This window comes from Nitrincola lacisaponensis, from assembly GCF_000691225.1.
Lineage (GTDB): Bacteria > Pseudomonadota > Gammaproteobacteria > Pseudomonadales > Balneatricaceae > Nitrincola > Nitrincola lacisaponensis.
Genome location: NZ_JMSZ01000032.1, coordinates 161,346 through 174,565 on the forward strand (window position 1 = coordinate 161,346; position 13,220 = coordinate 174,565).

Consider the following 13,220-nt stretch of genomic DNA (forward strand, 5'->3'; position numbering starts at 1 on the left):
CTTTCACGCTAGCATCACTCTGGCTCATAAGTGAGCCGAATATTTGAGTCTTCATGCAGGAGAGTGGTCTTGTCGTCATCAGACATTGAGCAATTAGCGGAACGCCGTCGCGGGTCCGGTGTTTCTACAGTATATGAAAAACTTCGTAATGAAATTATTGATCTGACGCTCGCACCGGGAACACCACTGGAAGAAAAGCAGCTTTCCGAACGTTTTCAAATGTCCCGGACACCCATCAGAGAGGCGCTGCTCAAGCTGGCCGCTGATGGTCTGGTGGTGACGCTGACCAACCGCTCTACGGTTGTTTCTCATATCGATTTGCTGAGTCTGTCGGCATATTTTGATGCTTTGACACTCATGTATCGCGTTAATACACGTCTGGCAGCTGAAAATGCGACCGCAGAAGATCTGGAGATTATGGAAGCACTTCAGGCTGAGTATGCCGCAGCGGTTGAAAGCGGTGATGCGCTGAAAATGATTACGGTGAACCGTGATTTTCATGTTGCCATGGCCGAAGCCGGCAGAAACAAGTATTACCGGGATCTGTTCGTACGTTTGCTGGATGAAGGGCGGCGCTTGCTCAGGCTGTATTACACCTCGTTCAATGATCAGTTACCGCGCGAGTATTCGGATCAACACGAAGACCAGATTCAGGCAATCCGTAATCGGGATGTTGAGCTGGCAGACAAGCTTGCAAAAGCCCATGCTGACCAGATAGTCATCCAGATCCAGCGCTATATCTCGGAAGACAAGCGACAGGATATTACCCTCTGACCGGGTAATATCCTGCCTTGATTAGAAGAGCCCCTTGAACCGCTTTGCACTGTAGGGTGCAGGGTCGATCGAGGGTGTATGATTCAACACCAGATCCTTGACCAGTTGTGCTGATCCGGCTGACTGGGTCAGCCCCAGATGGCCATGGCCGAAGCAGTAGACGACCCGGTCTGACTGGCTGGCATAACTGATAACCGGAAGGCTGTCCGGCATGGAAGGTCTGAAACCCATCCACTGGGTGCCGTTGCGGGTATCCAGACCGGGCAGGAAAGCCACGGCTTTGTTGAGCAGTGTTTGTGCCCGTTTATAGTTGGGTGGGCGTTGCAGACCGCCAAACTCTACGGCACCTCCCACGCGAACACCGCCATCAATACGGGAAACCACAAAGCCATGTGCCGGAAACGTGATGTGGGTTTTAACATCGAAGGCACCTGCTGGCAGCGTGGTGTTGTAGCCACGTTCGGTATCCAGCGGCAAACGATCACCGAGGCCCCGGGCCAGAGGTTTTGACCAGGCACCTGAGGCAAGAATGACTTTCCCCGCTGTGCGGCGGCCGTGCTCAGTGATTAGTGTGACCTTATCAGCGGCAGGCTGAATCGCGGTGACATTGCTCAGCGCTATTTCACCTCCGGCTTCCTGAAAGTGTTGTGCCAGCCGTGCAACCCAGCTAGCCGGATTACAGACATTCATCCAGGCCGGGGTAAAGGCCGCATGGGTAAAGCGCGCATCCAGACCTGGTTGAATACCTGCAATCTCGGCCTGTCCTTCGAGCAACTGGACTTCAATACCCTGGGACTGTTTGAATAACAGACTCTTTCGGTGGGCCTGAAACTCCGCTTCACCTTCATAGAGCTGCAGTTGCCCCTCTCGCTGAATCATATCCTCCGCCTGCATAAAACGGATCAGTTCTTCCAGCGACTCTTTGGACAGCTGCATCAAGGCCGTTTGTGCCTTGATGGACTGTTCATAGCGATCACGCCAGCTGGCGCGCCAGAAACGCAGCATCCAGGGGGAAAACTTGAAAGCATATCCCAGCGGCAGTGAGAGCGGACCCAGCGGGTCAAGCAGCCAGCCGGGTGCCTTGCGCATAATGCCCGGGGTTGCCAGAGGCTCAATTTCCGTAAAGGCGAAGGCGCCTGCATTGCCCTGACTGGCTTCTGCGGCCACACCTTTGCGGTCCAGTACGGTCACTTTGAAACCTTCGCGCTGCAGGGTCAGGGCGCAACTCAGTCCAATGACACCGGCACCTATTACGATAATATCGACATCAGATTCTGTCATGCTGTCTCCTTGCTTATCCAGCGGTTATACCATACCGGTAGGGATCTTTCGCATGAAAAATCAGCTCTGTGATCGCGGTGACATAAGCGCTGCCGGTAATCGTCGGGATAACACCACCCTTATCGCCGGTCTTATAACTCAGGGTATAGATGCTGTTGATAATACTTTCCTGAATCCAGGTTGTATCAGGCTTGAGCAGGCCATCTTCTGCCAGACAGGCGAGTTTGGCTGAACAGCCGGTGCCACAGGGGGAGCGATCATAGGCACCACCCGGACAGAGCACAAAGTTTCGGCTGTCAGTATCTGACCGATGGGGTGGGCCAAACAGCTCAACATGATCAACCTCTGCGCCATCCTGACCGGTAATACCCTGCTGTTTCAACGCATTTTTAATGCGCAGTGCAACACGGGTCAGGTCATCGATACGTTCGAATTCAAGTGGAACCGGGGAGTCCTTCACCAAAAAGAACCAGTTACCACCCCAGGCAATGTCACCCGTGACATTGCCGACATCCGGTACCTCTACAGCAACATTTTTACGGTAGCGATAGCTCTCAATGTTTCTGACGGATGCGGTGTTGGCATCGTGCAATTCAACCTCGACTACGCCGACAGGTGTTTCAAAGCGGTGTGTGCCCGGTTGCAGCTGACCCAGATGGGCCAGGGCAACCACTGTTCCCAGCGTGGCATGACCACACATGCCGAGATTGCCCACCGGATTGAAGTAAATCACACCCGTACAGCAGTCGCTTCTGGAGTTGGGTACCAGTAAGGCACCCACCATGGCATCATGACCACGCGGCTCCAGCAGCGTGGCGGTATAAAAGTCCGGATGCTGTTCGGCCAGCCGTTGCGCAAGCTGCGCAACGCTGCCCTGTCCAAGATCCGGACCGCCTTCCAGAATGACGCGTGTGGGTTCACCTTCAGTGTGTGTGTCAATCACTCGCATCCTATTCTCTCCTAGTGTTGCTTGATCCAGTCGGCGTACCAGTTTTTGAACAGGGTCAACTGGCTTTCCAGGTGCTTGTTCTGGCTTGCCGAGAGCTTGTCGGACGGGTTGAAGTGATGCTCAAATTCACTGTAGCCCTGCAGTACCATCAAGCGCTTGTAGTAGAGTACCAGATCTGCGCCTTCATCAAAGGAGGATAAAACATGCAGTGCACTGTCCAGCTCTTTGGCCAGACGTCGGGCGGTGGCATCACCTGCTGCTGCCTTTTTACACAGAGCGATCAGGTGCAGCACTTCATCGGGTAGTGCATTACCGATACCGGTGATGGCTCCGCGTGCGCCGCAATTGATAAATCCATGATATACGGTGGTATCAACACCGACCATGAGTGAAACCTGGTCATCTTTATGGGTGATATGCTCGGCTGCGTAGGTCAGGTCCTTTTCGCCGCCGAACTCTTTGAAGCCGATCAGGTTAGGGTGCTGCTCACGTAGTTCGAAGAACAGATCTGCACGTGTTGCAAAGCCATAATAGGGGCTGTTGTAAATGACAGCAGGTACCTGGGGAGCTGCACTCAAAATAGCCTGGAAGTGCGCTTTTTGGGCGGCGCTGGATGTACCACGCGACAGAACGCGCGGGATGACCATCAAGCCCTGGGCTCCTACTTTTTCAGCATGCGCGGCATGTGAAACCGCACTCTGGGTATTGATTGCACCCGTGCCAACAATGACGGGTACACCGCCCTGAACCAGGCGTGCGACACCTTCCTGACGCTGAGCATCTGTCAGCAAGGGCCAATCGCCCATTGAGCCACAGTAGACAACACCTGACATGCCTTTGGCGATCAGTTCCTGACCCACTCTGACCAGTGCGTCGAAATCAGGATTACCTGACGCATCGCAGGGGGTCATGAGTGCAGGAATGCAGCCGTCATAAATTTTTGTATCCATTACATCACTCCTTATAGTGATTAGCGAACCTTCGACAGGAAGTTTCGGGTATGTGCTGATTGCGGGTTGTTGAAGAGTTGTTCGGGTGGGCCAATTTCTTCCATGATGCCCTGGTGGAAATAGGCCACGCGGTCTGATACGTCACGCGCAAAGCTCATTTCATGGGTAACACAGATCATGGTCATGCCTTCTGACGCCAGCATGCGCATGGTGTCCAGTACTTCACCGACCAGTTCCGGGTCGAGTGCTGAGGTGGCTTCATCAAACAGCATCACTTCAGGCTCCATTGCCAGGGCGCGGGCAATTGCCAGGCGCTGCTGCTGGCCGCCGGAAAGTGCTGATGGGTAACTGTTGATTTTGCTTTCCAGCCCGACATGCCGTAACTGCTCGATGGCTTTTTCAGTGGCTTCTGTCTTGCTTTTGCCTTTAACAATACGCGGAGCCAGCGCAACGTTTTCCAGAGCGGTCAGATGCGGGAAACTATTCCATTGCTGGAATACCATCCCCAGCTTTTGTCTGAGCTTGTTCAGGTCGGTTTTGGGATCATGCACGCGAATATCATCAATGGTGATGTCGCCCGCCTGAATGCTTTCCAGTCCGTTAATGCAATACAGCAGGGTTGATTTACCTGAACCGGATGCACCGATGATGGACAGGACTTCTCCGCGATTCACGGTGAGATCTATGCCTTTCAGTACTTCCAGGTTGCCAAACTGTTTGTGAAGATTTTTGATTTCGATCATTGTTGCCACCGTTTTTCAACCATTGAAGCCGCACGGGCGATCGGATAAGAAAGAAAAAAGTAAAACAGGCCGACAATAGCCATGATAATGAGCGGCTCCTGTGTGCGGGTGATCAGGATCTGGGAGGCTCTTAGCAGCTCCACGTAGCCGAGCACGGATACCAGTGCAGAGTCTTTCAGAACACTCAATGCAACCCCGACCCAGGCCGGAAACACAGCACGCAAACCCACCGGCCAGACGATATGGCGCATATCCTGCCAGTAGCTCATGCCCAGGCTTCTTGAGGCTCTGCGCAAGTCCTGACTGACCGACTCAATCCCGGAACGCACCACATTCGAGACCAGAGACAGGGTGTAAATGGACAGCACAATGGTCCCGGCTGTGAAGGGATCAAGCGGTATTCCAATGATTGGAAAGAGGTTATAAAACAGTACCAGCTGGATGATGAGCGGGATGGAGCGAAAGACATCCAGTACCGCTCCGAGTGTCATCGAACCCAGTCGCCCGGAGACCGACAGTACCCAGCCGAACAGAATGCCGAGCAGGGTGCCTGAGCTGATGGCGAGTGTGGAAATCCACAGGGTTTTTCCAGCGGCTTCAGCCAGAAACCAGAGATCCTGGGGTCGTAATGCGGAAAACATCTCCATCACACACCTCCCTGTCCGCGAAAAATGCGCCAGGCAACCAGGCGGGACAGCGCCAGGATCAGCTTGACGAGGATGTAATAGATCACGGCGACCACTGCAAAATATTCAAAGATGCGATAGGTTCTGGATGCAAAATATTGCGCGGAACCTGCCAGTTCCTGATAACCCACCAGCATGCCCAGTGAACTCATTAATACTGCCCAGACAATCTGATTGGTCAGTGGATGCCAGACATTTCGCAGTACCTGGGGGAACAGAATGTAGTAGTAAGCCTTGGGCGCACTCATGCCCAGACTGCGTGCTGCACGTAGCTGGGTTTCAGGGATGGATTGCAATCCGCCTCTGAAATTTTCAGCCAGATAACCAGCACAATTGAATGTCAGTGCAGCCAGTACAATCATGAATGGAGACAGATGCAGACCCAGGGCGCCCAGTCCAAATCCGAAGAAAAACAGTTGCAGTAATACCGGTGTATTACGTGCCAGCTCTATCCAGCTGCGTGCAAACCAGTTGAGAGGCTTGAGCTTGCCGGTTGCATTCATCTTAAGCACGGCAAGCAGCAGCCCCAGAATAATGCCTAAAATAATTGCCAGAACGGCCACCTGGAGAGTGTCCAGAGCGGCAAGAAGCAACTCCGGCAGACGCCTGAACACTGGCTGCCAGTGAAAGTTATAATCCATAGTCAGATCCCATTTTGTATAGAAGGGCAGGTTCTGCTGGCAGGTACTGAGTGTTCAGCTGCCTGCCAGCACATCAGAGCGCCTTAGTAATACACACCGGGAGTGCGAAGATCGGGCGCTTCACCACCGACGAACTCTTCCCAGAGCTCCTGATAGCGGCCCGTACGTACCTGCTGATGAATAAACAGATTCAGATAGTTCAACCAGGAAACATCCTTGCGTGGTGCTGCCATGGACACATAGTCCGCAGTAAAGGGCAGGACGGGACCCAACTCAATGTTGCTGTATTGTCTGGCGATGGGCCCGGCGACAATATTTCCAGTCATGCCAGCGGCGACTCGACCCTGTTGAACAGCCAGAAACACTTCATTTTCAGATTGGTAGCCCTGGTATTTCCAGTCAGAGCCCCATTCATTGGCATAGGCTTCGTACCACTGTTCCTGAACTGTTCCCAGGCCAGCCGCGACTGTTTTGCCTTTCATATCCTCAAAGGTTTCGATGCCGCTGTCTTTATGCACGATGGCTTGAGAGACGAATACCGCGTAGGGAATGGTAAAGCCAACCGTTTGAGCGCGTTCAAGTGAATCAGATGTTGAACCAATCACTACATCTGCACGCCTGGTAACAATTAATGGCAAACGCTCTGACCAGGTCGCCGGGATCAGTTCAACCTTTACATTCAATGAGTTCGCCAGGTCCTTGCAGTATTCAACATCAAAACCAGCAGGCTCATTGCGTTCATTCCAGAAGCCGATTGGTGGAAAGTCGAGTACGACTGCACAGCGTAATGTGCCTCGATTGACCACTTCATCCAGTGTATCCGCCGTCACTAGCGTGCTGGTGGAGATCGTAATTGCTGCACAGGCAGCCAAGAGTTTCTTAAGCATCGTTTTGTCCTCGTATTGTTGTTGTGTTTCGCGTTTATAAATCTGCGCTCTGGGACACTTGTCGACATAATATATACAAGGTTGATTTCAAGTCAACATGTCGGCATCATGTCGACATGATAATTTTTTGTGACTTTTTATCCGATGTAATTGATGAAGTGGAGGTGATGTATGGCATTAACCGGAATGTCCATTGTGGGCGGTGAAAGGGTGATGGGAACGGGAGACGCTATAAGAGGTGAAAACCCAAGAACTGCAGAGCCTTTGCAGCCTGAATACCGTGATGTGAGCCTGGCTGAAATTGACCGCGCCTGTCGATTGGCATTTGCGTGTTTTGATCAATACCGCCAGCTTGCTGAGTCAACGCGGGCTGAGTTTCTGGAGCGTATCGCTGAAGAGATTGAAGCAATTGGCAGTCCCTTGATCGAGCGCGCGATGCTGGAAACAGGTTTGCCTCAGGCGCGTCTGGAGGGGGAGCGGGGAAGAACCTGCACACAGTTACGGCTGTTTGCATCACTGTTGCGTTCAGGCAATAGCCAGGATCTTAGAATTGATACTGCGATGCCGGACAGGCAGCCGTTGCCACGTGCCGATATTCGTATGCGCCAGATCGGTGTCGGGCCGGTTGCCGTGTTTGGTGCCAGCAACTTTCCCTTGGCATTCAGTGTCGCGGGTGGTGACACGGCTTCTGCGTTGGCTGCCGGTTGCCCTGTAGTGGTCAAAGCACATCCTGCACATCCAGGTACGTCAGAGCTGGTTGCTGAGGCGATTTGCAGGGCGCTGGTCGCCTGTGACATACCGAAAGGGGTATTTTCGCTGGTGTTTGCATCGACTCATGAACTGGGCCAGGCATTAGTCAGCCACCCATGTATTCAGGCAGTCGGATTTACCGGCTCCCGACAGGGTGGTTTGGCACTGCTGTCTATTGCGCAATCCAGGCCCCAGCCAATTCCGGTATATGCCGAAATGAGCAGCATCAACCCGGTGCTGTTGCTACCTGACGCCCTGCAAAAGCAGTCTGGTCCGCTTGCAGAAGGATTTATCGCTTCGCTTGCACTGGGCGCCGGGCAGTTTTGTACCAATCCGGGGCTGGTGCTGGCTATCAAGGGTGAAGCACTGAATCAGTTTAAAGCCAGATTGACCCAGGTGATTACAGATGTTGTGCCGCAAGTGATGTTGAGCAGGTCCATTCATCGTGCTTATCAGCAGGGTATAGAGCATTTTGATAGCGTCGCTGATCGTTTGGCCGAGGGCATCAACAGTGAAGCCCCCAACACGTGCCAAGCCATTGTGTATCACACAACGGCAGCACACTATCTGGATACTCCAGTGTTGCATAATGAAGTGTTTGGAGCGGTATCCTTGCTGGTGGAATGTGATAGCCTTGAGGAGATGCAGGGGCTGCTGGAACAGCTGGAAGGGCAGTTGACCCTGACTGTGCATCTGGATGATCAGGATCAGGATGTTCTGCAGACACTCTTGCCAGTGCTGGAACGACGCGCCGGACGTATTTTATTGAATGGCTGGCCAACCGGTGTTGAAGTCTGTCATGCCATGGTGCATGGTGGCCCTTATCCGGCGACTTCTGATGTGCGTACTACATCGGTAGGCAGCGCCGCCATTCAGCGTTTTTTACGGCCGGTCTGTTATCAGAACTTCCCGGATCAGTTGTTGCCGCCTCAGCTTAAACAGCAGACAGCAGGCGAATACAAACGTCTGGTAGATGGTATCTGGCAGTAAATGCTCAGAAAAAAGGCACCTTTCGGTGCCTTTAATGGGTTGAGTACTAAAACTTTGCAGATAATTGTCCTGGTAACCAGGTCGCTACCAGTGGAAAGGCTGCTACGATAATTAATACGATAAACTGAATGATGACAAAAGGAATCACACCTCTGCACATCTGCCCATAAGTCATATCTTTTGGCGCAATCGATTTTAAGTAAAAAATCGATGGAGCCATAGGCGGTGTTAGATAAGATGTTTGAATCACAACCATCATCATGACCGCAAACCAGATAGGATCGATTCCAAAGCTTCGGACAATTGGCATAAATATTGGCACGCATATTAATACAATTGAAATCCAGTCCATCACAAAGCCAATAATGAATACTATAACGAGCATCACCAGTATAACTTGCCAGGTTTCATCTCCCATAAAACTGACCAGCTCTCTTACCATAGAGGCACCACCCGCAACTATAAAAATACCTGTGAACATGGTTCCAGCTACGACGATCAGCATAATCATTGCTGTTATACGAATGGTTGTATCAAGTGCATCTATTAGCTTTTTAATACTGAACTCTCCGTAGGCAAACATTAATAAAAATGCACCACCTACACCAACAGCCGCAGCTTCAGTGGGTGATGCAATTCCTGCCAAGAGAGAGCCAAGTACTGTAATGATAAGAAAGGTTGCAGGAAGAAGGCCTACAGAAACTATCTTAATCAATTCCCATGTGGTTTTGTGTACCGTATCTGTCTTCTGAGCGTCTGTATTTTTAGATGAACTACTCTGAAAATATGAATAAATCATAATGTACAAGATGAAAAGTCCAAGCATGATAAGCCCGGGAAACATTGCTGCCGCAAACAGTTGGCCTACAGACATCTGTGCCAGTGCGGCATATACAATGGCGATCACTGATGGTGGGATGATTGTTCCAAGCGATCCACCGGCACACACGGTTCCGGCAATGAGTGAGTTGTTATACTTAAGTTTTTGCATGGCAGGTATCGCCATAATACCCACAACAATCTCAACAGCACCGACGACGCCTGTTGCTGCAGCAAATACACCACACATTGCCAGAGAGGCGACACCAACACCACCAGGTAATCTGGCCGTTAAGGTTTGAAAGGCGTTGAACAAGCGCATCGCAATTCCGGCTCTTTCAAGAATGGCGCCCATAAGTATAAACAGTGGAATAGAGGCCAGAATGAAATCAGATGATACCTTAACGACCTGTCTGTAGAGCTGCATCAAGAACATATCTTGAAATAAAATATAACCCGCGCCTGCTGCGACTAAGGTAAGGCTGAATGCCACAGGTAAGCCAAGCAGAATAAATCCAAATAAAAATAAAAACATTAAAAAGGGTAGGATTTCCATCTTTCACTCCTGAAGAGTATCTTTGGATTTATTGATATCTAAATAGCATCTGGCAACCACCGCAATGCATTGTATAAATAGAACTAATAATCCTATAGCTATAATGCTGTAAAAAGGCCACATCAGAGGAGCCCAAGGGCTTACGGCCTCAACCTCTCCGCGTTCAAATGCTCTGATTGCTCTTTGAATAGCTACCCAGGATAACCCTGCTATGACTGGAGATAACATCAATCCATATAGCACTATATCGATGTAGCATTTTATTTTTGATGGTATTTTTGTAGATAGAAAATCAATTTTTACATGATCATTATGATAAAGAGCATATCCTGCTCCTAATATGAAAATTGATCCATTTAACATGTATGATATGTCAAATGCCCATTTAGTTGGCGCATTCAGAAAAAATCGGACAAACACTTCATAAAGCATGCTGATCACTAAAGCGATGAGAACCGGTCGAGCGATCCATCCAAGAGAGATGGACAAGAGGTTGGCAAACCTTATAAATATTTTCATTGCACTATCCTCAAAATGCCGCTGACTATTTAGTCAGCGGCCTCTATAGGGTTCAGTCGTGGAGAAGATAGAAAGAGTTTCTTGCCCAGCGGTCCTGATATTCCAGGTAGCTTTCCAAAATTGCTGCAGTTTCGCTTCCTGTTGAATTGTCACTGATCTTTGTGTTAATCCAGTCTCTGCCTGCACTTCTGACTTGCTCTATCAGTTCAGGGGATAGCTCAACCACTTTGTTTGTGTTTGCATACTGGTCCATAGAAAGAATATCGCTATGACCGAAGTGAACTAAACTTTCCATAGTGGTTAATTTTGCAGCGGCTTCAACCAAGGGTTTTAGTTCATTCGGAAGTTTGTTCCAGGTATCTTCTTTAACAACCACTTCCCACAGAAAAGTGGGCTGGTGTACACCGGGAACAGCCAGGTACTCGGCTATTTCGTGGAAACCTTCACTCAGGTTTGATCCTGGTGTCGCCCACTCTACGGCATCGACTCCTCGGCGTTGCAATAGCGTAAATATTTCTCCAGGTGGAACGACTGTTGGAGCTCCATCGAAATAATTGCCCAGGATTTCAGCCCAAGGACCTGCTGTTCTGTACCTTAAGCCTTTCAGGTTTTCGGCTTCTTGTATGGCGGAATGGCTATGTGCAAAGACTTCGGTTGTTCCAATGCCAACAACTAAACTTTTTAACCCCATGTTTTTGAGTCGATAGTCTTGGAGCATTTCCAAACCACCACCCTCATAGATCCAATGCACTTTTGTTTCGGGAGCCATGCCACCAGGAAATCCAGCAAAAATGGCATTTACTGGATCTCTATTAATCAGAAAGGTAGGTGTGCTATGGCCAGCCTCAATAATGCCATCTTCAACTGCACTGTAAATTTCGAATGCTGGAACGACAACACCTGCGCCAAAAGGCTGTATCTCCAATCGTCCACCGGTAAGCAGTTCGACGTTCTTTGAGAATCTGACCATGAAGTTTTCATAGAAAAATGATCCTTCTGGCACCGCTGCGGGCATGCGCCACTTGATCTGATCCGCCATTGCCGAGTTGGCAATAATGGCCAATAAAGCAAGACTCACTGCAATGATTTTCTTACTCATATTTCACCCCTAACTTTAAGTTATGTCTAAGACTTTGTTTTTATTTGCATTAAATTTTTATGTTCAAATTTGATACATCGCTTACCATCGCTGATGGTGCTCTTGAGTTCAGGTTACTGCCGAGAAATCATGTGCAAGCAGTCACGTGCTTTAACTGGCACCATGTCGACATGTTATATACATGATTGTGGATAAGTCAACATGTCGTCTTGTTGTCGACATGAATATGCTTTGTTTTTTGGTTCATGTTTTTTGTTGGCATAAAAAAAGGCACCTTTCGGTGCCTTTGGGGGAGTGAGCATTACTCCTGATCAAACTCTTCTTCGGCCTCCAGCCACATCACATTGATGATGCCGAAAGCACAGGCGAGCAATACGCCCAGAATCCATGAAAAATACCACATGGTCATCTCCTCAATAGAGTGAATGGTTGTTTTCTTTAATGAAGCTGACACCGATCTTGCTCCAGAGGGCGCGATAGCACCAGAAGGTGTAGCCCAGAATAATGGGAACAAAGATGATGGCCGCCCAAGTCATGACCATCAGTGTGTTCGCGCTGGAAGCCGCATCCCACAGGGTTAAGCTGTGGTTGGGAACCAAGCTGGAAGGCATCACAAACGGGAACATCGACACGCCGGCTGTCAGAATAATCCCAGTGATACCGAGTCCACTGAACAAGAAAGCCAGGGCAGCTTTATTAGCGCTGGCAAACAGGTAGGCACCGATTAGGCCCAAGAATCCCAGTGCTGGTGCAATCATGGTTAAGGGGTAGTTGGCATAGTTACTTAACCAAGCGCCTTCTGCTTTCAAGACCTCTTTAAGCACAGGATTGGATGCGGCATCTGTTGCTGGCATGGCGACAATTTGGTATCCCTCGATTCCAACAGTCAGCCACAGCCCCGCCAGGGCAAAGGTGATGAAGCAGACCAGTGCAAAAATTCTGGCATAGAAGCGTGATCGCGCTTCTACCGCTTCATGGGTTCTCATCTGTACCCAGGTTGCACCGTGCAGGCAAAGCATGGATAAGCTGACGATTCCGCAGAGTAGGGCAAAGGGATTAAGCAGTGCAAAGAAACTGCCGTGATAGGATGGGCGGATCAATTCGTCATACTGGAAGGGAACGCCTTGCAGCAGGTTTCCGAACGCAACTCCGAATACCAGGGCAGGGACGGCACCACCGACAACCAGTGCCCAGTCCCAGCCATCACGCCAGCGTTGATCCTGCATTTTTGAACGGTAGTCAAAGCCAACAGGACGGAGAAACATGGCAAATAATACCAGTAACATTGCCCAGTAGAGGCCGGAAAAAGCCGCGGCATAGACCAGAGGCCAGGCGGCAAATAGAGCACCACCGGCGGTGATGAACCACACTTGGTTACCATCCCAGTGGGGTGCCATGGTATTGATCACCACGCGTCTTTCATCATCGGTTTTTGCGACCAGTGGGAGGATGGCTAAACCACCCATGTCGAAGCCGTCGGTGACAGCAAAACCGATCAGTAACACTCCGATCAGAATCCACCAGATCAGTTTTAACATTTCATAATCAAAGATCATTTCAAATACTCCTTGGCCTG

Annotated in this window: 14 protein-coding genes; 2 read left to right on the forward strand and 12 right to left on the reverse strand. The window is 50.2% G+C overall.

The features are described 5' to 3' along the window. The first annotated feature begins 69 nt into the window (after positions 1-69). Positions 70-774 (forward strand): GntR family transcriptional regulator, encoded by a 705-nt coding sequence (locus ADINL_RS10780; RefSeq protein ID WP_036547649.1) that lies wholly within the window; start codon positions 70-72, stop codon positions 772-774. 21 nt (positions 775-795) lie between these two features. Here the strand turns inward: ADINL_RS10780 and ADINL_RS10785 are convergent, their stop codons facing one another. From ADINL_RS10785 to ADINL_RS10815, 7 genes are all read right to left on the reverse strand, one after another. Beyond that, a complete protein-coding gene (locus ADINL_RS10785; protein WP_036547651.1) occupies positions 796-2,055 on the reverse strand; it encodes an NAD(P)/FAD-dependent oxidoreductase in 1,260 nt (419 codons plus the stop codon). Between the two features lie 13 nt (positions 2,056-2,068). Beyond that, positions 2,069-3,004 (reverse strand): 4-hydroxyproline epimerase, encoded by a 936-nt coding sequence (locus ADINL_RS10790; protein ID WP_036547653.1) that lies wholly within the window; start codon positions 3,002-3,004, stop codon positions 2,069-2,071. Positions 3,005-3,015: 11 nt separating this feature from the next. Then, a complete protein-coding gene (locus tag ADINL_RS10795; RefSeq protein WP_036547656.1) occupies positions 3,016-3,954 on the reverse strand; it encodes a dihydrodipicolinate synthase family protein in 939 nt (312 codons plus the stop codon). A 20-nt stretch (positions 3,955-3,974) separates the two neighbouring features. Beyond that, complete coding sequence (locus tag ADINL_RS10800; protein ID WP_036547658.1) at positions 3,975-4,697, reverse strand: amino acid ABC transporter ATP-binding protein; 723 nt, start codon at positions 4,695-4,697, stop codon at positions 3,975-3,977. Continuing rightward, positions 4,694-5,344, reverse strand: coding sequence for an amino acid ABC transporter permease (locus ADINL_RS10805; protein ID WP_036547661.1), 651 nt, complete (start codon positions 5,342-5,344; stop codon positions 4,694-4,696). The genes ADINL_RS10800 and ADINL_RS10805 overlap by 4 nt, the downstream gene beginning before the upstream one ends. After that, a complete protein-coding gene (locus ADINL_RS10810) occupies positions 5,344-6,024 on the reverse strand; it encodes an amino acid ABC transporter permease (RefSeq protein WP_036547664.1) in 681 nt (226 codons plus the stop codon). Before ADINL_RS10810 ends, ADINL_RS10805 begins: the two co-directional genes overlap by 1 nt. An 83-nt stretch (positions 6,025-6,107) precedes the next feature. Next, complete coding sequence (locus ADINL_RS10815) at positions 6,108-6,911, reverse strand: transporter substrate-binding domain-containing protein (RefSeq protein ID WP_036547667.1); 804 nt, start codon at positions 6,909-6,911, stop codon at positions 6,108-6,110. A gap of 171 nt (positions 6,912-7,082) precedes the next feature. On the opposite strand from ADINL_RS10815, the gene ADINL_RS10820 reads away from it, so the two are divergent. Beyond that, the gene (locus ADINL_RS10820) at positions 7,083-8,651 is read left to right on the forward strand and encodes an aldehyde dehydrogenase (NADP(+)) (protein WP_036547671.1); all 1,569 of its coding nucleotides are present in this window, start codon (positions 7,083-7,085) and stop codon (positions 8,649-8,651) included. A gap of 46 nt (positions 8,652-8,697) precedes the next feature. Here the strand turns inward: ADINL_RS10820 and ADINL_RS10825 are convergent, their stop codons facing one another. From ADINL_RS10825 to cydB, 5 genes are all read right to left on the reverse strand, one after another. Continuing rightward, complete coding sequence (locus ADINL_RS10825) at positions 8,698-10,026, reverse strand: TRAP transporter large permease (RefSeq protein ID WP_036547674.1); 1,329 nt, start codon at positions 10,024-10,026, stop codon at positions 8,698-8,700. A 3-nt stretch (positions 10,027-10,029) separates the two neighbouring features. Then, positions 10,030-10,545 carry a TRAP transporter small permease subunit gene (locus tag ADINL_RS10830; protein WP_051632734.1) on the reverse strand — a complete coding sequence of 172 codons (516 nt, stop codon included), beginning with the start codon at positions 10,543-10,545 and terminating at the stop codon, positions 10,030-10,032. Positions 10,546-10,597: 52 nt separating this feature from the next. Further along, positions 10,598-11,644, reverse strand: a complete 1,047-nt coding sequence (locus ADINL_RS10835) for a type 2 periplasmic-binding domain-containing protein (protein ID WP_036547676.1) — start codon at positions 11,642-11,644, stop codon at positions 10,598-10,600. Positions 11,645-11,945: 301 nt separating this feature from the next. Beyond that, positions 11,946-12,047 carry a cytochrome bd-I oxidase subunit CydX gene (gene cydX, locus ADINL_RS16265; RefSeq protein ID WP_036547678.1) on the reverse strand — a complete coding sequence of 34 codons (102 nt, stop codon included), beginning with the start codon at positions 12,045-12,047 and terminating at the stop codon, positions 11,946-11,948. Positions 12,048-12,057: 10 nt separating this feature from the next. Beyond that, entirely contained in the window at positions 12,058-13,200 is a 1,143-nt protein-coding gene (gene cydB, locus ADINL_RS10845) for a cytochrome d ubiquinol oxidase subunit II (RefSeq protein ID WP_036547680.1), read from the reverse strand. Positions 13,201-13,220: the final 20 nt, after the last annotated feature.